Annotated in this window: 20 protein-coding genes; all 20 read right to left on the bottom strand. The window is 37.8% G+C overall.

Annotation, left to right across the window (positions count from 1 at the left end; translation table 11 throughout):
* Window positions 1-48: 48 nt before the first annotated feature.
* Window positions 49-504, bottom strand: coding sequence for a YlbF/YmcA family competence regulator (locus AC4QJR_RS09170; RefSeq protein WP_144549129.1), 456 nt, complete (start codon window positions 502-504; stop codon window positions 49-51).
* Between the two features lies 1 nt (window position 505).
* Entirely contained in the window at window positions 506-2050 is a 1545-nt protein-coding gene (gene miaB / locus AC4QJR_RS09165; protein WP_098571730.1) for a tRNA (N6-isopentenyl adenosine(37)-C2)-methylthiotransferase MiaB, read from the bottom strand.
* Window positions 2051-2165: 115 nt separating this feature from the next.
* On the bottom strand, window positions 2166-3032 hold the full coding sequence (locus tag AC4QJR_RS09160) for a 2-oxoacid:ferredoxin oxidoreductase subunit beta (protein ID WP_098571729.1): 867 nt from the start codon (window positions 3030-3032) through the stop codon (window positions 2166-2168).
* Complete coding sequence (locus AC4QJR_RS09155; RefSeq protein WP_142332956.1) at window positions 3033-4769, bottom strand: 2-oxoacid:acceptor oxidoreductase subunit alpha; 1737 nt, start codon at window positions 4767-4769, stop codon at window positions 3033-3035.
* A gap of 478 nt (window positions 4770-5247) precedes the next feature.
* Entirely contained in the window at window positions 5248-5508 is a 261-nt protein-coding gene (gene spoVS / locus AC4QJR_RS09150) for a stage V sporulation protein SpoVS (RefSeq protein ID WP_026566505.1), read from the bottom strand.
* A gap of 189 nt (window positions 5509-5697) precedes the next feature.
* Complete coding sequence (locus tag AC4QJR_RS09145) at window positions 5698-6504, bottom strand: TIGR00282 family metallophosphoesterase (RefSeq protein ID WP_496525936.1); 807 nt, start codon at window positions 6502-6504, stop codon at window positions 5698-5700.
* 110 nt (window positions 6505-6614) lie between these two features.
* The gene (gene rny / locus AC4QJR_RS09140) at window positions 6615-8174 is read right to left on the bottom strand and encodes a ribonuclease Y (protein ID WP_098571727.1); all 1560 of its coding nucleotides are present in this window, start codon (window positions 8172-8174) and stop codon (window positions 6615-6617) included.
* A gap of 450 nt (window positions 8175-8624) precedes the next feature.
* Window positions 8625-9668, bottom strand: a complete 1044-nt coding sequence (gene recA / locus AC4QJR_RS09135) for a recombinase RecA (RefSeq protein WP_098571726.1) — start codon at window positions 9666-9668, stop codon at window positions 8625-8627.
* Window positions 9669-9939: 271 nt separating this feature from the next.
* Window positions 9940-11190: a competence/damage-inducible protein A gene (locus AC4QJR_RS09130; RefSeq protein WP_496526645.1), complete on the bottom strand. Its 1251-nt coding sequence runs from the start codon at window positions 11188-11190 to the stop codon at window positions 9940-9942.
* 36 nt (window positions 11191-11226) lie between these two features.
* Window positions 11227-11811, bottom strand: coding sequence for a CDP-diacylglycerol--glycerol-3-phosphate 3-phosphatidyltransferase (gene pgsA, locus AC4QJR_RS09125; RefSeq protein WP_098571725.1), 585 nt, complete (start codon window positions 11809-11811; stop codon window positions 11227-11229).
* A gap of 51 nt (window positions 11812-11862) precedes the next feature.
* The gene (locus tag AC4QJR_RS09120) at window positions 11863-12759 is read right to left on the bottom strand and encodes a RodZ domain-containing protein (RefSeq protein ID WP_496525935.1); all 897 of its coding nucleotides are present in this window, start codon (window positions 12757-12759) and stop codon (window positions 11863-11865) included.
* Window positions 12760-12780: 21 nt separating this feature from the next.
* Window positions 12781-13569: a DUF3388 domain-containing protein gene (locus AC4QJR_RS09115; RefSeq protein ID WP_098571723.1), complete on the bottom strand. Its 789-nt coding sequence runs from the start codon at window positions 13567-13569 to the stop codon at window positions 12781-12783.
* Window positions 13570-13739: 170 nt separating this feature from the next.
* Complete coding sequence (locus tag AC4QJR_RS09110; RefSeq protein ID WP_098571722.1) at window positions 13740-13997, bottom strand: DUF3243 domain-containing protein; 258 nt, start codon at window positions 13995-13997, stop codon at window positions 13740-13742.
* Window positions 13998-14078: 81 nt separating this feature from the next.
* A complete protein-coding gene (ymfI, locus tag AC4QJR_RS09105) occupies window positions 14079-14798 on the bottom strand; it encodes an elongation factor P 5-aminopentanone reductase (protein WP_496525934.1) in 720 nt (239 codons plus the stop codon).
* Window positions 14799-14868: 70 nt separating this feature from the next.
* Window positions 14869-16161, bottom strand: coding sequence for an EF-P 5-aminopentanol modification-associated protein YfmH (yfmH, locus tag AC4QJR_RS09100; protein WP_496525933.1), 1293 nt, complete (start codon window positions 16159-16161; stop codon window positions 14869-14871).
* A complete protein-coding gene (yfmF, locus tag AC4QJR_RS09095) occupies window positions 16162-17448 on the bottom strand; it encodes an EF-P 5-aminopentanol modification-associated protein YfmF (RefSeq protein ID WP_496525932.1) in 1287 nt (428 codons plus the stop codon).
* A gap of 193 nt (window positions 17449-17641) precedes the next feature.
* Window positions 17642-18601 carry an ABC transporter permease gene (locus AC4QJR_RS09090; RefSeq protein ID WP_251456062.1) on the bottom strand — a complete coding sequence of 320 codons (960 nt, stop codon included), beginning with the start codon at window positions 18599-18601 and terminating at the stop codon, window positions 17642-17644.
* A gap of 1 nt (window position 18602) precedes the next feature.
* Window positions 18603-19649, bottom strand: coding sequence for an ABC transporter permease (locus AC4QJR_RS09085; RefSeq protein ID WP_098571717.1), 1047 nt, complete (start codon window positions 19647-19649; stop codon window positions 18603-18605).
* Entirely contained in the window at window positions 19642-21177 is a 1536-nt protein-coding gene (locus AC4QJR_RS09080; protein WP_251456063.1) for an ABC transporter ATP-binding protein, read from the bottom strand. Before AC4QJR_RS09080 ends, AC4QJR_RS09085 begins: the two co-directional genes overlap by 8 nt.
* Window positions 21178-21374: 197 nt before the next feature.
* Window positions 21375-22457, bottom strand: a complete 1083-nt coding sequence (locus AC4QJR_RS09075; RefSeq protein ID WP_251456064.1) for a BMP family lipoprotein — start codon at window positions 22455-22457, stop codon at window positions 21375-21377.
* Between the last annotated feature and the right edge of the window lie 88 nt (window positions 22458-22545).

Here is a 22545-nt window from a genome sequence, read left to right as displayed (position 1 = left end):
ATAGGAGGAAAAAAATAAAGCCAGGCTCTAGTAAGCCTGGCTGGAATCTTAATGTTCGTGATCGCAATCGTCGTGACCTTCACAAGAACCGCCGCCATTTTGCATGCTTGAACCGGTTTCTCCTAATAATACATCGCCGCCCGTTGAAATGATGATTTCATCGGTGACTGTATTTGAAATGGTTGAAGCAATAATTTGAAGCAATTCGTTTACATCTAATTGTGATTGTTTGAACTCCTGTACAACAGGAATTTCATCTAATTCTTGCTCAATCGAAGCAATCTTATCTTCAACCTTTTTCAAGGCCTCAGGTTTTCCATAATGCTGAAGATTTACAGCTTGCTTTTGTAATCCTTTTATATCTGAAATTAAAGTGTGAACTTTCTTGTTTTCATTTAATTGTGCTTCTGCACGTTTAAAGAAGTCAACCTCTTCTGTTTCTGCAATCATTCGAGCTAAGTCTGTTGCACGTGCAACGATATCATCTTTTGTATATTTCGCCACTTTACTTCACCTCTGCTGGATCTAGTTCTTTCACGATTTCTCCGTTCAATGACCATGTTCTTGCTTCTGTTATTTTGACTTTTACAATTTTTCCAATTGCAGATTTTGGTGCAACAAAGTTTACAAGCTTATTCCTAGATGTGTAACCTGCAAGGACATCAGGATTGTTCTTACTCTCCCCTTCAACCAAGACATCAACGATTTGCCCTTCATGCTTTTTCATCGCTTCTAAGGAAAGTTCATTCACAAGTGCATTTAAGCGTTGTAACCGTGCTTTCTTAACTTCCATTGGAACATTATCTTCCATTTTTGCAGCTGGAGTACCTTCACGTGGAGAATAAATAAAGGTATATGCTAGTTCATAACCGACTTCACGATAGAGAGACATTGTTTCTTCAAACTGCTCATCCGTTTCATTCGGGTAACCCACAATAATATCTGTGGTTAGAGCTACATTAGGAATTGCCGCTTTAATTTTTCTTACTAATTCTAAATATTGTTCTCTAGTATACTTACGTGCCATAATTTTTAATACATCAGTAGAACCTGATTGAACCGGTAAATGAATATGGTCCATTAAGTTTCCACCTTTGGCCAGCACATTAATTAAACGATCATCAAAGTCACGCGGATGGCTTGTGGTGAAGCGGATTCTTGGAATATCAATTTTTCGTAATTCATCCATCAATTCCCCAAGACCATACGAACCTTCTTCTAAATCTTTTCCATAAGCATTTACATTTTGACCAAGCAAGGTAACTTCTTGGTAACCCTGTGCGGCAAGATGACGTACTTCTTGAATGATTTCTTCCGGCCTGCGGCTTCTTTCTTTCCCACGAGTGAATGGTACGATACAATACGTACAGAATTTATCACAGCCATACATGATGTTAACCCAAGCTTTAATATTTCCACGACGGACTTTTGGAAGGTTTTCAATGACATCCCCTTCTTTTGACCATACTTCTACAACCATCTCTTTTGACATGTATGCCTCATTCAATATATGTGGTAAACGGTGAATATTATGGGTACCAAAAATCATATCAACCTGATGGTAGGTTTTTAGAATTTTGTTAACAACAGATTCTTCTTGTGACATACATCCACAAACACCTAAAAGTAAGTCAGGCTTTTCCAATTTTAATGACTTTAAATGACCTAGTTCACCAAACACTTTATTTTCAGCATTTTCCCTAATTGCACATGTATTTAATAAAATGACATTTGCATCTTCAGTACTGTCAGTGGGTTCATAACCTAAAGCTAAAAATATCCCTGCCATAACTTCCGTATCATGCTCATTCATCTGACACCCATAGGTACGGATATAAAACTTTCGACCCTCGCCCATTCCACGGAACTCCTCTGGAATCGCAAAGTCATTATGGTACTTTACTTCTTCTTTTCCACGCTTTTTAGCATCCTTCAAGGATGGTGCAGTAATTACTTGTTCAAAGTACTTGCTGTAATCCTTGGCGGATTTTTTGTCCGAAGAATTAACAGACTCGACTTGCGTACCTTCTAAACGTTGTTTTTCATTCATTTGTTCAAATGCCCCTTTCAGACATAGTCCACACATTATTATAGTATAAAGGTTAACGGACTTGAAAACAATAGAAAATCCCGTGGGCTATAGCCCCGGGATTTTCTATTTGCCATTAAATAAATTCAGAAACTAATTTATCAAAATAATTTTGATCCAAATTAAGGTCTGCTTTAGATAATGGTGTTTCAGAGAAGCCAGTTATTAATTCTTGATAAGACTTACGTTCAGTATTTTGATAAATTAGCCCTGTAACAAGACCATTATGCTTCATTAATGTCTGCATTGCTTCTTCGCGATTTGAAGGATCATAACCTTCGATATCACTAAGTTTAGTTAGATTTTCTTTAAACCAATCGTATGTGTTTACCTTATTATAAGTAACACATGGACTGAACACATTGATTAATGAAAATCCTTTGTGATTAATACCTGCTTCAATTAAAGCAGTTAAATCTTTTAAGTCTGTAGAGAAACTTTGTGCTACAAATGTTGCTCCTACAGTTAACGCCATTTCCATTGGAGAAATTGATTGCTCAATCGATCCAAGCGGAGATGACTTTGTTTTAAAGCCTGCTGCTGAACGTGGTGATGTTTGACCCTTTGTTAAACCATAAATTTGGTTATCCATTACGATATAAGTAATGTCGAGATTACGACGAATAGCATGAATCGTATGACCCATTCCAATTGCATATCCATCTCCGTCTCCGCCAGAAGCGATAACAGTTAGGTCACGATTTGCCATTTTCACACCTTGTGCAATTGGAAGTGAACGGCCATGAATTCCATGGAAACCATAGGAATTAATATAACCTGAAATCCGGCCAGAACAGCCGATTCCAGAAATTACAGCAAGATTTTCGGGTTCTAAACCAACATTCGCTGCCGCACGTTGCATTGCCGCTTGTACAGAGAAGTCGCCACAGCCAGGGCACCAGTTCGGTTTTACATTGTTACGAAAGTCTTTAAAAGTGGCCATTTAGAACAACTCCTTACATTTTGTATAAACTTCGTGTGGTAAGAATGGATTTCCATCATATTTAAGATGCTTAGTAATCTTTTCAGCATGTCCGACATTCATTTTCATAATATTTGCTAATTGCCCGGTTGCATTGTTTTCTAAAACAATCACTTTCTTAGCAGCACGAACTAACGGAAGAACTTCGTCTGTTGGGAATGGGTGAATTAAGCGAATCTGAGCATGATTTACTTTTAAGCCATCATTCTCTAAACGTGTCATCGCTTCTTCAATAACACCGCGTGTTGAATTAAAACCGACAAATAATACATCTGGATCTTCGTGCTTAGTATTTTTATATACAGGTGTATTAAAGCGAATATTTTCGATTTTACGGAAACGCTTATCCATTTGTGCAATTCGATTTGCAGCAGATTCAGATGGTTTACCTGTTTCATCATGCTCAACACCTGTTACATGGTGGATACCATTTTTCATACCAGGAATTACACGTGGTGAAACACCATCTTCTGTAACTTCATACCGTTTAAAATATGCATTATTTTCGTTAGCTGGGATTTCATCAGCTACCAATTTTCCACGTCTGATTTCAACTTTGTCATAATTTAATGGTTCAACGGTCTGTTTTCCTAAAGATAATTGAAGATCAGATAAAATAATGACAGGGCATTGATATTCTTCTGCTAAATTGAATGCTTCCGCTGTATCATAAAAAGCTTCCTCAACCGTACTTGGAGCCATAACAATTTTTGGGATTTCACCATGTGTACCATAAATCATTGCCATAAGATCCGATTGTTCTTGCTTTGTTGGTAATCCTGTTGAAGGACCTCCACGTTGCGTATCCACAATTACCAGCGGTGTTTCAGTGATACCAGAAAGTCCAATTGCTTCCATTTTTAATGATAACCCAGGTCCAGCTGAAGCAGTAATTGCACGTACACCGCCGTAGTTAGCTCCAATGGCCATCGTACAAGCAGCAATTTCATCTTCTGTTTGAATAACTGTTCCACCTAAAGCAGGTAATTTTTTAATCAAATACTCCATTATTTCAGATGCTGGTGTAATAGGATAAGCTGCCATAAATCGGCATCCGCCTGCAATAGCACCAAGTGCGATCGCATCGTTACCAATCATAAACATCCTTTTTTGGCCGTCAGCCTTTTCAAGTTCCATTGTTGGGACACCTGAAGCTAGATTTTCTTTCACTTTTTCAAAGCCGGCTTTGATTGCATCCATATTCTTCGCAACAACTTGGTCGCCTTTTTTGCCAAAAATCTCACGAACTACTACTTCAAATACATTAATATCTAAGTCTAAAATAGCAGATGTTGCACCGATTGCTACCATGTTCTTCATTAAAGAAGTTCCAAGTTCAGTGGCAATTTCAGTAAATGGTACCGCATACAATGATGCTTGTGTATCATCAGGCTTCTTTGGTGAAAATTTTGCATCAGCAAGGATTACACCATTACTGTGTAGTTCTTTGTAATTTAAATCAATCGTTTCTTGGTCAAATGCTACTAGGATATCTAGGTCATCAGAAATTGAACGCACTTCTGTCGTACTTACTCTGATTTTATTGTTGGTATGACCACCCTTAATCCGTGAAGAAAAGTGACGATAACCATACAAGTAATAGCCCAGGCGATTCAGTGCAATTGCAAAAATTTCCCCAGTACTTTCAATACCTTCCCCTTGTTGTCCTCCAACTTTCCATGAAAGTTGATTGATCATGACTTACACCCCTTTGGATATGTAAAAATTAATTAGAATAAATTGATTCATTTATTAGTTTAGCACTATTCCGAGTATTTCACTAGAATTTAGCCTATAATAGCAAGACTAAATAATGTAACTTAAGATATGTACTAAACGCTTACAATTCTAGACCTATGCACTAAAAATTGCAACCCTTTAAAGCGAAATATTGTCTAAAATATGAATATTTTTTTATTATTTGAAATATACTCGGATTCGATTATGTCGACTGCGATAAAAACAAAATCCACCTCATTATATGGCAGTTTTTCTAACATTTATTCTTCAAACAAATATCTATTATTTATATTCTAGAAATGATCATTGTCTATCTTAGAATAATGTTTTATCGATATTTTTGATTTTTGACCTAAAACTAAAAAATACCTGCTTGATTATACAAGCAGGTAGTATCAATCATTATTTGTTTTTACTTGTCAAAAGTCTATCTCTTTCAACGCGGTTCTACAATTAGTTTGATAGCTGTGCGTTCTTCCCCGTCAATTAAAATATCGGTAAACGCAGGGATACAAATTAAATCAACTCCGCTAGGTGCTACAAATCCTCGAGCAATCGCTACTGCCTTAACGGCTTGATTCAATGCACCCGCCCCAATTGCCTGTATTTCCGCTGCACCTCTTTCACGCAGAACCCCGGCAAGCGCACCAGCTACAGAATTAGGATTAGATTTTGCTGAAACTTTTAATATATCCATTTCTAGCTCCTCCTTAGAAAATCCCGATCCCGCATGAGCAGTTTCATGAACAAATCAGGTTATAACATTCCACTGCTACTATATTCAGTTGTCAAAAAACATATTCCGGCTTGGACAAAAAAAATGCGCCAGTCTCTAGGCTCTGGAGCTTTTGGAGCTATAAAAAAAAGAGCAAAACCAATTTGCTCTTTAAGTATAAAACGGATGATCATCATTTATTAAGATAGGTTGAATTTTTTTTGTAAAGCCGGATTTCCGATCCAATTCAATATAGACGGCACTAAGCTGATTTCTCTGATTTCTTCCGCCTGTCGCCACCTCAAACCGGACAGGAAGGCTCGTCAGAAACCTTTTAAGAACAGCATCTCTCTCCACCCCTAAAATACCGTCATACGGACCCGTCATGCCCACATCGGATAAATACCCTGTGCCATTAGGCAGAATGCGGCTATCAGCCGTCTGAACATGTGTATGTGTCCCTACAACCGCAGATACTCTCCCATCCAGGTACCATCCCATTGCCTGCTTCTCACTGGTTACTTCGGCATGAAAATCCACAAAAATATATGGAGTTCTTTCTCTGGCAATTTCAATTAATTCGTCTGCCTTTTTAAATGGACAATCCAACGGTGCCATGAAAGTTCTCCCTTGCAGATTAATGACGGCAACTTCTAAATCATTTACTTTAAAAAATGCCATCCCTTTACCTGGTGTTCCTTCAGGAAAATTCGCTGGTCTAACCATATTTTTGGCTGAACCGATAAACTCAAAGATCTCACGGTTGTCCCATGAGTGATTACCAAGGGTTACAGCTTGTGCGCCATAACCTAAAAATTCACGATATATCTTTTCTGTAATTCCTTTACCGCCTGCAGCATTTTCCCCATTAATAATGGTAAAATGCGGACGATATTTTTCTTTTAATTTTGGCAAATATTCCTTTACCATGTCTCGGCCTGGTGACCCGACAACATCACCTATAAAAAGTAGATTCATTTTTAATCCTCTCATCAAGAAAAATTGTTAATGTTTCAATTGTATCACATTCAGACTTCATTTAATCGGATAAGCACTTTCATAAAAAAAAGCGGTGCATGTGCACCGCTTTATTTCGCATATTCAACAGCCCGTGTTTCTCGGATAACTGTCACTTTAATGTGTCCAGGATAATCAAGTTCTTCTTCAATGCGCTTACGAATATCACGAGCTAATCGATGCGCAGCAAGATCATCAACCGAATCAGGTCTTACAATAATACGAACTTCACGTCCAGCTTGAATAGCAAAAGATTTCTCTACACCTTCATAAGACTCAGAGATTTCCTCTAACTTTTCAAGACGTCGGATATAGTTTTCAAGAGTCTCACTACGGGCACCAGGTCTTGCAGCTGATAATGCATCCGCAGCGGCAACTAAAACAGCAATGATAGACGTTGGCTCTGTATCCCCATGATGTGATGCTATACTATTAATTACTACAGGGTGTTCCTTGTATTTAGTTGCAAGTTCAACACCAATTTCTACGTGACTGCCTTCTACTTCATGGTCAATTGCCTTTCCAATATCATGAAGCAAGCCCGCACGACGTGCTAAGGTTTCATCTTGACCCAATTCAGCAGCAAGTAATCCAGAAAGCTGTGCTACTTCCATTGAATGTTTTAAGACGTTTTGACCATAGCTTGTACGGAATTTCAAGCGGCCAAGAATTTTGATAAGATCTGGATGAAGTCCATGAACCCCCACTTCAAAGGTGGTTTGCTCACCAACCTCGCGGATATATTCATCCACTTCACGACGAGACTTTTCAACCATTTCCTCAATTCGTGCTGGATGGATACGCCCGTCTTGAACTAATTTCTCCAATGCCAGGCGAGCCGTTTCGCGACGAATAGGATCAAAACCTGATAGAATTACAGCTTCAGGAGTATCATCAATAATTAAATCAATTCCTGTTAATGTTTCTAGCGTACGAATATTTCTTCCTTCACGGCCAATAATACGGCCCTTCATTTCGTCATTTGGCAGGTTGACGACAGAGACAGTCGTTTCCGCAACATGGTCAGCAGCGCAACGCTGGATTGCTAGCGAAAGAATTTCCTTCGCTTTCTTGTCTGCTTCCTCTTTCGCACGATTCTCACTTTCCTTAATCATTATGGCAGTGTCATGGGTTAATTCCTGCTCCATTCTGTCGATAATGATAGCTTTTGCTTCCTCGCGCGTTAAGCTTGAAATTCGTTCGAGTTCAGTTTGTTGTTTTCGTACCAACTCGTCCACTTTGCTTTCCATCTCTTCAATATGCTGTTGTCTTTGGTTTAGAGAATCATCCTTCTTTTCTAAAAGATTTTCACGCTTGTTTAACGTTTCCTCTTTTCGATCTAAATTCTCTTCTCTTTGCAGTAAACGGTTTTCTTGTTTTTGCATTTCATTTCTTCGTTCACGAACCTCACGTTCTGCTTCTGTACGCAGCTTGTGAATTTCATCCTTTGCTTCTAGCAAAGCTTCTTTTTTCAGTGAATCAGCATCACGTTTCGCATCTTCAAGAATCTGCTCTGCAGCATTCTTTGCACCTGCTACTTTTGCTTCAGCAATGGACTTATGAACAAAATAGCCAACAACGGCACCGACGATAAGGCCAAGCAAAATGGAGATGATAGTAATTAAATCCAATCGTTACACCTCCTCTTGCTATGAACTTTTGTTACATTTTTTAAGTGTCGGCATGTACATTGTTTAGACTCAACATACAGCAAGCACCAAGGCTTTTTTCGGATTGTAATAATACCAAAAATGTAAAATATACATGTTAATTGTAAAGGTGGGAATATTCATTGTCAAGGCTTAGTCCTATTGGCTTTTTGAAATATTTAGAATAGGACATCATTTTATGACCGATAGGCTAAAATCTTTATCAACTTATGACTATATTATTGTAATTAAAATATATTTTGTGAAGCTCTGTTATACTTGGCTGTTGATTTCCGCTCCAGGCACTTTGCTTTCCGCGGGAGTCTTCGTGCCTTCCGCTCCAATCAACTTGCTATTAAATCAAAAGTGCCCTTTTAACACAGCCTTTGTAAAAAAAGAGCAAAACCATATAAATAGCTTTGCTCTTTTACATTAATCAATTAGTTCAAATTGTTCATCATCATCTGTTTCAGTTACAAACTTCTCACCGTCTAAGCCATAATGTTCACGTATTTGCGTTTGAATCTGGAGACGAATATCAGGGTTTTCCTTTAAATACAGTTTTGCATTTTCACGGCCTTGACCAATTCTAATGTCGTTATAGGAATACCATGAACCGCTTTTTTGGACGATATCTAATTCAGAACCTAAATCAACAATCTCGCCTTCCTTAGATATCCCTTCGCCATACATAATATCTACTTCTGCTGTACGGAAAGGCGGAGCAACCTTATTCTTAACGATTTTTATTTTGGTTTTATTCCCGACAATGTCAGTCCCTTGCTTCAACGCTTCCGCACGGCGCACTTCAAGACGGACTGTTGAATAAAACTTTAACGCACGACCACCAGGTGTGGTTTCAGGATTCCCGAACATAACGCCAATTTTTTCACGGATTTGGTTAATAAAGATTGCGATCGTCTTAGATTTGTTAATGGCTCCAGATAGTTTACGAAGTGCCTGTGACATTAGACGTGCTTGTAAACCAACGTGAGAATCTCCCATTTCCCCTTCAATTTCCGCTTTTGGAACCAATGCGGCTACAGAGTCAACGATAAGAATATCAATGGCACCGCTTCGTACTAATGCTTCCGCGATTTCAAGCGCTTGTTCACCCGTATCAGGTTGTGATAATAATAACTCATCAATGTTAACACCTAATTTTTGGGCATACGTTGGGTCAAGCGCATGTTCAGCATCGATAAATGCAGCTTGTCCACCGTTTGCTTGAACTTCAGCAATTGCATGTAATGCAACCGTTGTTTTACCAGAGCTCTCAGGGCCATATACTTCAATAATACGTCCTCTAGGATATCCACCTACCCCAAGTGCTGCATCAAGTGCTAATGAGCCACTTGGACTCGTTAAAATCTTTGTATCCGTTTTTTCTCCCATCTTCATGACGGAACCTTTACCAAATTGCTTTTCTATTTGCTTTAACGCCATTTCTAAGGCCGCTTTACGATCATTACTCACGAATCATTTCCTCCCTTATATATAAACACATGCTAATTGCTATAATCTATTAAATTAATTCCTATTAATAATATAACTTCTTTTCGAATATTTGTCGAGCAAAAAAACGAACATTCATTCGTTTATTTTCAAAGCAACTTTGATGTAATTTTAGGTAATTCTCTATGCTTTTTGTATTTTTTTGCAACTTTAGCAGGCAGATAAAGTTAGTTTCATCCATTGTCTGATTTTTCCGCTAACTAATCTATTCAAAAAAAATCACAGAATACTATTAAGCATTCTGTGACTCTTTTAACAATTGAAGGAGAAAATGACACCCATATTTTACGGCACGCCCTCGATTGGCTTCTCTTGTACCGCCAAGGATAAGTTTTTCAACAACGGTTGGCTTTCCCTTTATTGAAATCCCAATAAATACAGTACCAACCGGCTTGCCTTCAAGCTCTTCAGGACCTGCTACACCAGTAAAACTAATTCCAATATCCGTTTTAAATAATTGGGCAGCATTTTCAGCCAGTTCCCTAGCACATTGTTCACTAACTGCACCTTCTGTTTCTAGTGTTTCTTGCCGCACTTTTAAAATCTGCTGTTTTACTTGATTTGAATAGCAGACAACTCCACCAGTAAACACCGAACTTGCACCCGAAATGGCGGTCAGCCCTTGTTGGAACAGTCCACCGGTTAAACTCTCAGCCGCAGTAATTGTAAGTTTTCGTGTCTGTAAGGTCTTTCTTACTTCTTCCATTAGTGACGTATGGTCATATCCATAAAAAAACTCACCTACACGCTGGTTAATGGTATTTTCTAGATTATCGAGAAGTGACTGAGCTAGTTTTCCGTCTACATGTTTTGCAGTCAGCCTCAATGTAACCTCCCCATCCCCAGCAAGCGGGGCGATCGTTGGGTTGCTCTGTGCGTCAATTAAATCCATAATCTCGGTTTCCAAGGCAGCCTCACCAATTCCAAAAAACCTTAACACCCTTGAAACAATTACCTCTTTGGACAGGTTTTCTTTAGAGAGTGCCTGACACCCATATTGACTAAACATCGGCTCAAGTTCCTTAGGTGGGCCAGGGAGCAGCATATAGGTGTGATCGTTAGATTTAACAACCATTCCTGGAGCCATTCCATGATCATTTGGAAGAATATGTGCACCACTTAATACAAGTGCCTGTTTTCGGTTATTTTCGGTCATTGGGCGATGGGTCCGTTTAAAGTATAATTCTATCGAAGTTAATGCATCCTCATCGGTCACAAGTTCTTTTCCAAGGTGGCGTGCAATTGTTTCCTTCGTTAAATCATCCTTTGTTGGTCCAAGGCCACCCGTAAAGATAATAAGTTCTGCACGCTTCTCAGCTATTTCAATTGCCGATTCTAATCTATCAGGATTATCACCAACTACCGTATGATAAAAGACATTAATCCCAAGGTCCGCCAATTGCTGGGACAAAAAACGTGCATTCGTATTCACAATTTGACCGAGCAATAACTCCGAACCAACTGCAATAATCTCAGCATTCATCGTAATCAACATCCTTTACTCCTAAGTTGGTAAAACTTACTTTGAATTTTTAAGGACATGACTATTTTTTGCAAAATAATCCCATCCAGACCAAATCGTAAAAATTAATGCAACCCACAATGCCACGATATCAAAACGAAATGGAATCATTGCAAAAATAATATTATGTAATAAAAGTGCTGAAATAGCGACAATTTGCGCCCAGGTTTTAATTTTCCCAAGCATGTTAGCCGCAACCACTTCTCCTTCTCCTGCAAGTAAGAGACGTAATCCTGTTACCGCAAACTCCCTGCTAATAATAACAATCACAATCCATGAAGGTGCATAAACATCATTCAATTCAACGAGAACAATCAATGCAGCCGAGACCAATAATTTGTCAGCAAGCGGGTCGAGAAATTTCCCCATATTAGTCACCAGGTTATACTTTCGGGCATAATGCCCATCAACCCAGTCAGTGGATGAGGCTAAAATAAAAATCAATGCACCGACAAAATGGGTCACGGGAAGGTCTGTCCCCAGCAGATGCATATCGCCCCATTCAAAAGGAGCAAGCATAATAATCAAGAATATTGGAATTAATAATATTCTTGATACAGTGATTCTATTCGGAATATTCATAGTTTTCCTCCGTTTTAATATTAAAAGCGAAAAATAGTCATCAACAGATGACTATTCGTTTTTCAGAACATATTGGATCGTTATGTTCTGAACATTTGCAGTCGCTGGCACTGCATACTCGAGCTTTTGGTCATTAACATAGATTTCTGTATCAGCGGCATTTCCCACTCGAATAACGGCCGCACTCTCTGCTGATAAGTCTTCTGTTTGACTTTCAGTACCGCCTGTTTTTAATAATCCTTGGAAAAAGGATTTCCCTTTTCCATTTTTAATACTAACCCAAGTCTGCCCTTTAGAAACCAACTTCACAACAAACTTGTCTGCATTTTTTAATTCATAGGTTGAATTCCTGCCGCTGCTTTGAACGGCTGTAATTTCTTGTTTTGGTGATTCTTCTACAGTTGTTTGCTGCTCTTCCTGCTCTGTATTATCTGTCTTTTCTTGGATGTCATCCTTCTTATTCACTTCTGCTTTTTCTTTTTCAAGATTCTCCGATTTCACAATTTTAACCGGTTCATTTTCTTTATTAATTGATTCATTCGTATTATCACCCGCATGTTTATATACAAAATAATATAACAGGCTGGCAACTCCAATTACAAAAACACCGATTAAAACCTTTGGTAATATATCAAAAATTTTAGAATTGCTTTCTGAAATTGATTTATGTGTTTTCACTCTGGACAATTGCTGTGGCAATTCGTCATTTAAGCTTGCAGGAATTTCACCTTTATAGGTTTCAAAAATTTCATCAGGATCAAGACTTAGTGCCTCTGCATACTGCTTAATAAATGCGCGAACATAAAAATTCCCGGGCATGCTCGCATAATTCCCTTCTTCAATACCAATTAAATACCTCTTTTGAATTTTCGTCATGGATTGTAAATCATCCAAGCTTAATCCATTAGCTAATCGGGCTTCTTTTAGTCGATTCCCTAATTCAGTCAACTGTTAACACCTTCCAATTTATTAAAAATCAAAATCTCCAAAATCAGATCCGGAGAACATACTATGCTGATCAACGACCTCATATGTAATCTCTTCTTCCGCGTCATTCCTAAGCTCAATAATGTAATCAAAATCGTCGAGTGTATATTCTGAGTTTTGAACAAAAATATCAGGATGCTCGATGACTTTTACAGACGGAAGTCTCATGATTTCACGAACAAGCTGCCAATGACGCTCATTAGCACGTCTGGTAGAAACAATTCCATCCAGTATAAATAGATTGTTTTCGTTATATTCATCTTCAATTAATTGATTACGGATTGTTTGTTTTAACAAAGTGGAAGACACAAATAACCAGCGTTTATTTGCACAAACACTTGCAGCCACCAATGATTCTGTTTTTCCTACACGAGGCATTCCGCGAATACCAATCAACTTATGGCCTTCCTGCTTAAATAATTCTGCCATAAAATCAACTAATAAGCCAAGTTCATCCCTTACAAAACGGAAGGTTTTTTTATCGTCCGCATCTCTTTGAATATAACGTCCATGTCTTACCGCAAGCCTGTCACGCAGTTTGGGTTCTCTAAGTTTAATTAGTTTTATTGTGTCCATCGTATGTAAAATTGACTCAAGGCGTTTAATTTGGTCATCATCTTTTGCTAAAATGAGTAATCCTCGTCGTCCTTCATCTACACCATTTATTGTAACAATGTTAATAGAGAGCATTCCTAATAGGGATGAAATGTCCCCTAATAGGCCTGGTCGGTTCTTCTGAATCTCATATTCTAAATACCATTCTTTTTTCAAGTAATAAACCTCCTCAAAAGAAGTTTCGACATTTTTTTTACAATTTCTTATCTAACCCCTATAATAAATGATTTTGGATGAAGATGAAAGTAAAAACAAAGATATTCCGCTCGTTAACAGTGATTCTCCAAGAATGCATACAAAAAGAGAGGAGAAAGTCCTCCTCTCTTTTAACGACTGCCGTTATTTTGAATCAATTTAACCATTATATTTGCAATTGCCTGTTGTTCTTCTTTATCTGCAACTGACCAAAGATCAGCAAGAATTCTTTCCTGTTCATTTTTTGGTTCTACTTGGTTTGATAAATAATCACCAATTTGAAAAGCAAGGTTACTAATGGCTCCATCGCTCATACCTTCATTTTGTGCATGATGAAGACGATCGGCTAAGAAGTCCTCCCATTGTTTCCAGTTATCTAAAACAGACATGGTTATTTCCCTCCTCTTTTATTAGTACAAGATTATTTTGTGACGAAGAGGAGGGAACTATACATTGATTACATTGAAATTTTAGGTATACCACCCGCCATTTATTGCTAGGATTTGTCCTGTCATGTAGGATGAATCTTCGGAAAGTAAATATGCTACACCCTTCGCTATATCCTCCGGCTGCCCCAATCTGCCCATTGGTATTTCGTATGAAAGCTGATCTACTTCTTCTGGTGTAAATCCTTCCATCATTGGTGTCAATATAGCTCCAGGGGCAATGGCATTTACACGAATTCCATTCATGGCTACTTCTTTACTCAATGCCTTAACGAATGCTATTTGCGCTCCCTTAACCGTAGAATATGCAACTTCACAAGCCGCTCCTGTTTGCCCCCAAATCGAAGTAATCACCACAATATTTCCGTTTCCTTTAGCAAGCAATTTCGGAAGGAGCTCTTTTGTCAGCATTAATGGCGTTAACACATGAACATTTAATAATTCTTCTGCTTCAGATTGTTGTAAATCAACAAGAAGCCCATATTGACTTTGGCCTCCGCAATGGATAATCGCATCTAATGAAAATATTTCTGAATTGACCTTTTTATATCCACTTGGATCAGCTAAATTTGCTTGAATCGGAATATACTCCCCACCGTATGACTCCAGATTATTTATTAATTCCTTTATTGCTTGTGTATTTTTATGGTAATGCAGATACAAATGATAGCCTTTTTCTGCCAGGTTATATGCAATCGCTTGGCCGATTCCACCACTTGCACCCGTTATTAATACATATTTCATTTTGTTCCCACTCTCTTTTACTGTGACTAATACGAAGAAAAAGCGCCGGTTAATCGACGCTTTCATGTATTTATTTTTTCTTAGGAATTACCTGACATACTGAAAACCGGTCTTCTGATATGACTTCTGACGCTAGTGACTGAACATCGTTTAGGGTGATTTTTTCAAGTGTTGGAACCACATCAAACAAATTCATATCATTAAATGCGTAGCGCGTAAACTGATTGGCGATATACTCTGGTGAGTTTACCGCCCGCAAAAATGCACCAATCTTTTTCCTCTTCGCTCTTTCTAGTTGATCCTCATTAAAGACATTTTGATTTTTAGCATCTAGAAGCATTTTTTGAAGAGTTTCTGCTAATTTATCAGGTTCTCCAGTGTCTCCGCCGATCATGGCAAACCCAAAGCCCTGCTCTTGGGTATAATCGAAAGAAAAGGTTTCATCAATTAGTCCATCATTATAGAGTTGATTGTAATTTTCCGAACTTTTCCCAAACAATAAATCCAATAGGACATTCATGGTTAATTCATTTTTTAACATTTCATTTCCGCTTTGATCGACATGTAGTGCTTTTATTCCAAGTAAGCATTTTGATGTTTGGACATTCATTTCAAGCACTTGTCTTTTTTCAGCTGCCTCTGTCGGCTCATTTTCAAATTTTCGCTGAATCTCAGGCATATCTTTGTATTCCTTTTTCGCTTGATTCTCTTTAACTTGATTCATGAAACTTTCTGGGTTTACTGGGCCAACAATAAATAATAGCATGTTACTCGGATGATAGAAGGTGTTATAGCATTCATAGAGCCAATCTTTAGTAATATGGGAAATCGATTCAATTGTTCCAGCAATATCAATCTTTACCGGATGGTTTTGGTAAAGATTTTGAATCAATCCAAAATATAAACGCCAATCTGCATTATCATCGTACATGGTAATTTCCTGCCCAATTATCCCTTTTTCTTTTTCAACTGTTTTTTCTGAAAAATATGGTTCCTGAACAAAATCGATGAGGGTTTCTAGATTTTTTTCTACGTCTGACGTGCTTGAAAATAAATAGGCTGTTCGAGTAAAGGAGGTAAACGCATTAGCCGATGCTCCCTGGCGGCTAAATTGTTGAAATACATCACCATCTTCTTTTTCAAACAGCTTATGCTCTAAAAAGTGAGCAATTCCATCAGGAACTTTAACATACTCTTCTTTTCCAAATGGAATAAATGTATTATCCACAGAACCATACTTTGTCGTAAAGGTAGCAAAGGTTTTATTAAATCCTTTTTTCGGTAAAATATACACATTTAGACCATTGGCCAGTTTTTCATGGTAAAGTTCTTCCTGAAGTTGGTCGAAACTAATTTTCTCCATTTATTTGCCCGCCTCCGTTCCTGTTAAGAAGTAGATGGTATCGATTTCAATTTTTTTAGCGACTGCGATGATTTCTTCTTTTGTTACATTTTGCATTTCTTTCAGCCATGTATCAAGATTAATATTTGCATCGGCCACAACATTATGATAAAGAATTTCAGTTAACCCTCTTGATGTATCTATAGTCTCTAGGATTTGATTTTGAATAACTGCTTTTGTTTGGACGAGTTCTTGGTCTGTAAAATCACCATTTCTCATCGCCTCTAATTGATCATGTATAATTCCAACTGCCTGATCATAATTTTTTAAATCAATTCCTGACATAACCATCATTAAGCCTTTATGACTCTCAAGACGGCTTGCTGCATAATAGGCAAGACTTGCTTTTTCACGTACATTTATAAATAATTTAGAATGTGAGAACCCGCCAAATATGCCATTGAACACTTGCAAGGCAAAATAATCCGAATCACCATAGACGATGTTTGTGCGATAGCCAATGTTTAATTTCCCTTGTTTTACATCTTGCTGCTCTTTCACTTCATTAACTTGTCTATTCAAGGTTACCTTTTCTTGTACTAATTTTTTCGGTGTTCTATCCTCAAACTTTAGTAGATCTGATGCAAATTGCTTCACTTCTTCTTCATCAACATCACCAATAATATATAAATCCATTTCATCAGATAAAAAGGCTTCTTGATAATATTCATATAAATTCTCTGGAGTTATAGCATCTACATCGGCAGCATCCCCGTTTACTTCTAAAGCATAGGGTTCCCCCTTACACATTTCTTGAATCAGGCGTACATTTGAGTAGCGCATCTTATCATCAAAAACGGATTGAATCCTTTGTTTTTGTGTCCGCTTTTCTTTTTCTACAGTGCCTGGATCAAAAGCATTACCTTTAAGGTTTGGATTTGTTAATATTTCTGCTAATAATTCAAACCCTTTTCTTAATAATGGACTTGGATCACTTAAGAATTTTTCATTGGCAATTTCGATTGAAAAACTCATGATATGGTATTCACCTTTTTTAGATAGATCAACGAAAAGTGTCGCTCCATATAACTCATCAAGATAGGACCGAAGTGCAGTAGTTGAAGAATATTTTGCTGAACTGCTTTGCAATACTTGTGGAAGAAGTGCTCGTTTGGTTACATCTTCTTTTGTAAGCGGGGCTTTCATTTTCCAAATTAAAGTATTCGTTTTATATTTTTCAGTTGGGATCACATGAAGTCTATATCCATTAAGCTCTGTTATTTTTTCTGCAGCTGTTGCCACATCCATTCCTCCTTAACTGTTAAAGGTTATACATTACAATATGTAAGCATTTTTCTTTATATCATTTCCTTTGAAAGAAAACCTATACTTATTACTATAATTTGGCAGGGTCGGTCAATACAAGCAATATCACTTTTTCTCTCATAAAAAAAGAACCCCTGGCAAGATAACCAAGGATTCCGTCCGTATAGTAGATGAATTATCTACTACCTTTAATATAATGAGTACCAGATGCTTTAGGTGCATCTGCACGACCGATGAAGCCAGTTAAAGCTAATATTGTTAAAACATAAGGAGCAATTAACAGGTACACATTCGGAATTTCTTTTAAGAAAGGTAAGCTTGATCCAATGATACTAATACTTTGTGCAAAACCAAAGAATATTGCAGCACCAAGTGCGCCAAGTGGATGCCATTTCCCGAAAATCATTGCCGCTAATGCCATGAAACCTTGACCACTGATTGTTGAGTGGCTGAAGTTAGATGTAATGGATTGTGCATATACTCCACCACCCAGACCACCAAAAGCACCTGAAAGAATAACACCTAAATAACGCATTTTTGTAACATTAATCCCCATTGTATCAGCAGCCATTGGATGTTCACCAACAGAACGGAGGCGCAGTCCAAATGGTGTTTTAAATACAATGTACCAAACGATAATTGCAACAATGATTGCTAAGAATGAAGTCCAATACGTGTTTTGGAAAAATATTTTCCCAATAACTGGAATATCTTTTAAAACCGGGATATCAATTTTATTGAATCCTTTGCTGATAATATCTGTTTCACCTTTATCATAGATTAGTTTTACTAGAAACAATGTTAAGCCTGATGCAAGTAAGTTAATAGCAACACCAGAAACAGTATGGTCAGCACGGAATGTAATCGCAGCTACCGCATGTAACATTGAAAATATCGCACCCGCAACCATTGCAACTACAATTGCAATCCAAGGTGTCCAACTTCCGAACGAATTAACGAAGGTAAGGTTAAAGACAATAGCTGTAAATGCACCTATAACCATTAATCCTTCAAGACCAATATTTACAACTCCCGAACGCTCAGAGAAAATACCGCCTAATGCAGTGAAGACAAGTGGAGCTGCCCATAACAAAGTGGATGGAACAACAATCATTAATATTTCCATTAAGCTCAACTTACTTCACCTCCTTTTTACTAAATCGGTCAAGAAATATTCTAATAATATAACTTGATGCAACAAAGAATACAATCAAGGCAATAATGATATCAACTAATTCATTCGGAACACCCGCTTCGAGAGGCATATTTAATGCTCCCACTTTTAGTGCACCAAATAATATAGCTGAGAAAAATACACCTATTGATGTATTCCCACCTAGCAGGGCAACAGCAATCCCATCAAATCCAACACCTGTAAAACCGCCTTTAACGGTGGCGTAGCCGAAAGTTCCTAATCCTTCCATCGATCCTGCTAAACCAGCAAAAGCACCAGCAATAACCATAGAGAGGATAATATTTTTATTAACATTCATCCCAGCATAATGGGCAGCATGTTGGTTAAAACCTACTGATCTTAATTCAAATCCTCTAGTTGTCCGTTCTAATAAGAACCACATAACAAAGCAGGATAAAATGGCAAGGATAATACCCCAGTGAAGTCTTGAATAATCAGTTAAACTCTCTAACCAGGGAGACCTTAATGTGGCAGATTCTTTAATCATATCTGTTTTATCTTTATTATCTGTAATGATATTTTTTATAAAATAATTTGAAACATGTAAGGCAACATAATTCATCATAATGGTAACAATTACTTCATGAACGCGAAAACGAGCTTTTAAGAAGCCAGGGATGAACGCCCACAAGGCTCCAGCTACCATAGCTGCTATAATAGCTAATGGTAAATGGATAATTTTCGGGAGATCGAAGGCAACTCCCACCCATACTGCGGCTAGCCAGCCAACTAAAAATTGTCCCTCTACTCCAATATTAAACAGGCCGACACGAAAAGCAAATGCTACAGCTAATCCTGCAAGAATATAAGGAGTAAACTGTCTAATTACTTCTCCTAGATAATAAGAATCACCAAAAGCCCCGTTCCATAATGCTGTGAATGCTGCGAGTGCATCATAACCGCTGATGATCATAATAATAGTTCCAACAATTATCCCCAATAAAACGGCAATAATAGGTGTTAAGATACTTTTAAAGCTTTTAAGCATTGGCGTGTTCACCCGCTTCCTTTCTATTTGACCCAGCCATCAATAAGCCAAGTTCTTGTTCTGAAGTTTCTCTTGGGTTAACTACCGCAACAATTTTCCCCTCATATATAACAGCAATTCGGTCACTCACGTTTAATATTTCATCCAATTCAAATGAAATAAGTAAAACAGCTTTTCCATTATCACGCTGCTCTATAAGACGCTTATGAATAAATTCAATCGCACCAACATCTAATCCACGTGTAGGCTGTGCTGCAATTAATAAATCCGGATTACGGTCAACCTCACGTCCAATAATGGCCTTTTGCTGGTTACCACCAGAAAGAGCGCGAGCCAAGGTGTACTCACTTGGAGTCCTGACATCAAATTCACTAATTAAAGTTTTTGCCTTTTTATAAATCTCTTTAAAATTTAGAATCCCATTTTTTGAATATGGCTTTTTATTATACGTTTGTAAGACCATGTTCTCACCGATTGGGAAATTTAACACAAGTCCGTGTTTATGGCGGTCCTGAGGAATATGACCAACACCCGCCTCAGTTATTTTTCTAGGAGTATGATTAATAAGTTCATTTCCATTTAACTTCACGCTGCCACTTTCTGCCTTACGTAAACCAGTAATAGCCTCAATGAATTCTGATTGTCCATTGCCATCAACACCAGCAATCCCAACAATCTCCCCGGCTTTTACGGTTAGATTAAGACCATTTACAACATTAATTCCGCGAGCATCTTTTACTAGTAAGTCTTGAATCTGTAATACATCCTGTTTGGGTTTTGCTTCTGTTTTCTCGGTTTTGAAGACGACTTCACGCCCAACCATTAAGCTCGCAAGTTCATTAGGGTTTGTTTCACTAATATTTACTGTCCCAATTCCTTTACCTTTGCGTATGACGGTACACCGATCGGCAACTTCCATAATCTCTTTTAACTTATGGGTGATTAAAATAATCGACTTTCCTTCTTTTATAAGCGTTTTCATAATCTGCATAAGTTCTTTTATTTCTTGTGGGGTTAGTACGGCTGATGGTTCATCAAAAATGACAATTTCAGCACCTCGGTACAACGTTTTTAAAATTTCTACCCTTTGCTGCATTCCAACTGATATATCGGAAATTTTTGCTTGAGGGTCAACGGCCAAACCATATCGTTCTGAAATTTCACGAACCTCTTTTTCTGCCTTTTTAAGATCAATTCGACCGCCTGTGGTGATTTCTCTGCCGAGAATAATATTTTCCGTTACAGTAAAAGTATCAACAAGCATAAAGTGTTGGTGAACCATTCCGATCCCTAGATCATTAGCAATATTTGGGTTAGAAATATTAACTGGTTTCCCTTTTACCCGAATTTCTCCTTGTTCCGGCTGGTATAAACCAAAAAGTACATTCATTAAAGTGGATTTGCCTGCACCATTTTCACCAAGTAATGCATGAATTTCGCCCTTCTTCAATTGAAGGGTAATGTTATCATTCGCAACGAAACCGCCAAATTCCTTTCGAATGTTGAGCATTTCAATTACAAAATCCATCTTTCTCACTCCCTGTGTTAAGATAAAAGGAAAATTTGACCAATAGTAGTAAGAGGTCAGACCTTTAAGGATTTTTAAAAAACAGGGATTAACTCCCTAATAAAATCTTAAATGAAAGGTAGAACATTTATTCCACGCTTCAGTTAGGATTCCATAGTTTGGAATAAGCGAGAATTCTCCCGCTTATTCCACAAAAATTATTTTGCGCTAAAAGTCTTTAATTCTGCACGAGTACCAGGAACTTTCACTGAACCTGATTTAATTTTGTCAGTCCAATCTTTAACAGATGTTTCAATCGCAGCCTTGTTCGGTGCTTTGCTATTGATTGGAGCTAACCCAACACCGTCTTCAGCAAGACCGTATAATGCCACTTCCCCACCAGGGAAGTTACCATCTTTCGTTTTTGTAGAAACGTCATAAACCGCATTATCTACGCGTTTAAGAGCGGAAGTTAAAACAATATCTGGACCCATGTTTGCTTGGTCACTGTCAACCCCGATAGCCCAAATTTCACGAGATGGATCTTTTTTCTTAAGGTCATTAGCTTCTTTAAATAACCCTACACCTGTACCACCAGCAGCGTGGAAAACTACATCATCGCCTGAAGAATACATTTTCGAAGCAATCGATTGTCCAAGCTCTGCTTTATCAAATGCACCAGCATATTGAATGTCAACAGTCGCTTCAGGTTTTGCAGCTTTAACACCAGCTACAAAGCCTGCTTCAAAACGTTCAATAACTGCCCCTTCAATACCACCAATAAATCCAATTTTATTGGATTTAGTTGTCATTGCTGCTGCAACTCCTGCAAGGAATGATGCTTCTTGTTCTTTAAATAGAATGCTTGCAACATTTGGTTGTTTGACTTCAGAGTCAACAATTGCAAAGTGATGATCCTTTTGTTGCTTAGAAATTTCTTCCACAGCACCTTGCATCAAAAATCCAATACCGAATACTAAATCAAAATCTTGACGGGCAAGAGTGTTTAAGTTGGTAGCGTAATCTGCATCTGATTTTGATTGAACGTAATCATATCCGCCTTTACCTTTTGATAATCCGTTATCTTTACCAAATTTCTGAAGACCTTCCCAAGCAGATTGGTTAAATGATTTGTCATCAACACCACCAACATCAGTAACCATTGCTACAGAGAATTCATTTTTCTTTTCTCCGCCTTTTGATGTATCTTTGTTTGTATTATCACTTTTTCCACATGCTCCTAATAGTGTACCAGCAGCAAGAACAAGTGATAATGCCGTTCCAATTTTACGCTTTTTCATGGTATTGACCCCCTATGAATATGGATTGATTAAGTAAAAATTTTTGAATAGCATGACTGATTGCGTTTTCAAGATGGATGAAAAAAAT

Source organism: Neobacillus sp. BP17 (genome assembly GCF_059579525.1).
The sequence above is the reverse complement of the archived record's forward strand: the minus strand, read 5'-3'. Positions and strand labels throughout refer to the sequence as shown.

Excerpts from the sequence above, each read along its gene's own strand:
- spoVS (WP_026566505.1), bottom strand. The coding sequence starts at position 5,508 with ATGGATATATTAAAAGTTTCAGCAAAATCTAATCCTAATTCTGTAGCT.
- pgsA (WP_098571725.1), bottom strand. The coding sequence starts at position 11,811 with ATGAATATTCCGAATAGAATCACTGTATCAAGAATATTATTAATTCCA.
- ymfI (WP_496525934.1), bottom strand. The coding sequence starts at position 14,798 with ATGAAATATGTATTAATAACGGGTGCAAGTGGTGGAATCGGCCAAGCG.
- AC4QJR_RS09110 (WP_098571722.1), bottom strand. The coding sequence starts at position 13,997 with ATGTCTGTTTTAGATAACTGGAAACAATGGGAGGACTTCTTAGCCGAT.
- AC4QJR_RS09075 (WP_251456064.1), bottom strand. The coding sequence starts at position 22,457 with ATGAAAAAGCGTAAAATTGGAACGGCATTATCACTTGTTCTTGCTGCT.
- yfmF (WP_496525932.1), bottom strand. The coding sequence starts at position 17,448 with ATGGATGTGGCAACAGCTGCAGAAAAAATAACAGAGCTTAATGGATAT.
- AC4QJR_RS09145 (WP_496525936.1), bottom strand. The coding sequence starts at position 6,504 with ATGAATCTACTTTTTATAGGTGATGTTGTCGGGTCACCAGGCCGAGAC.
- AC4QJR_RS09130 (WP_496526645.1), bottom strand. The coding sequence starts at position 11,190 with ATGAATGCTGAGATTATTGCAGTTGGTTCGGAGTTATTGCTCGGTCAA.
- AC4QJR_RS09085 (WP_098571717.1), bottom strand. The coding sequence starts at position 19,649 with ATGCTTAAAAGCTTTAAAAGTATCTTAACACCTATTATTGCCGTTTTA.
- AC4QJR_RS09160 (WP_098571729.1), bottom strand. The coding sequence starts at position 3,032 with ATGGCCACTTTTAAAGACTTTCGTAACAATGTAAAACCGAACTGGTGC.
- miaB (WP_098571730.1), bottom strand. The coding sequence starts at position 2,050 with ATGAATGAAAAACAACGTTTAGAAGGTACGCAAGTCGAGTCTGTTAAT.
- AC4QJR_RS09080 (WP_251456063.1), bottom strand. The coding sequence starts at position 21,177 with ATGGATTTTGTAATTGAAATGCTCAACATTCGAAAGGAATTTGGCGGT.
- yfmH (WP_496525933.1), bottom strand. The coding sequence starts at position 16,161 with ATGGAGAAAATTAGTTTCGACCAACTTCAGGAAGAACTTTACCATGAA.
- AC4QJR_RS09155 (WP_142332956.1), bottom strand. The coding sequence starts at position 4,769 with ATGATCAATCAACTTTCATGGAAAGTTGGAGGACAACAAGGGGAAGGT.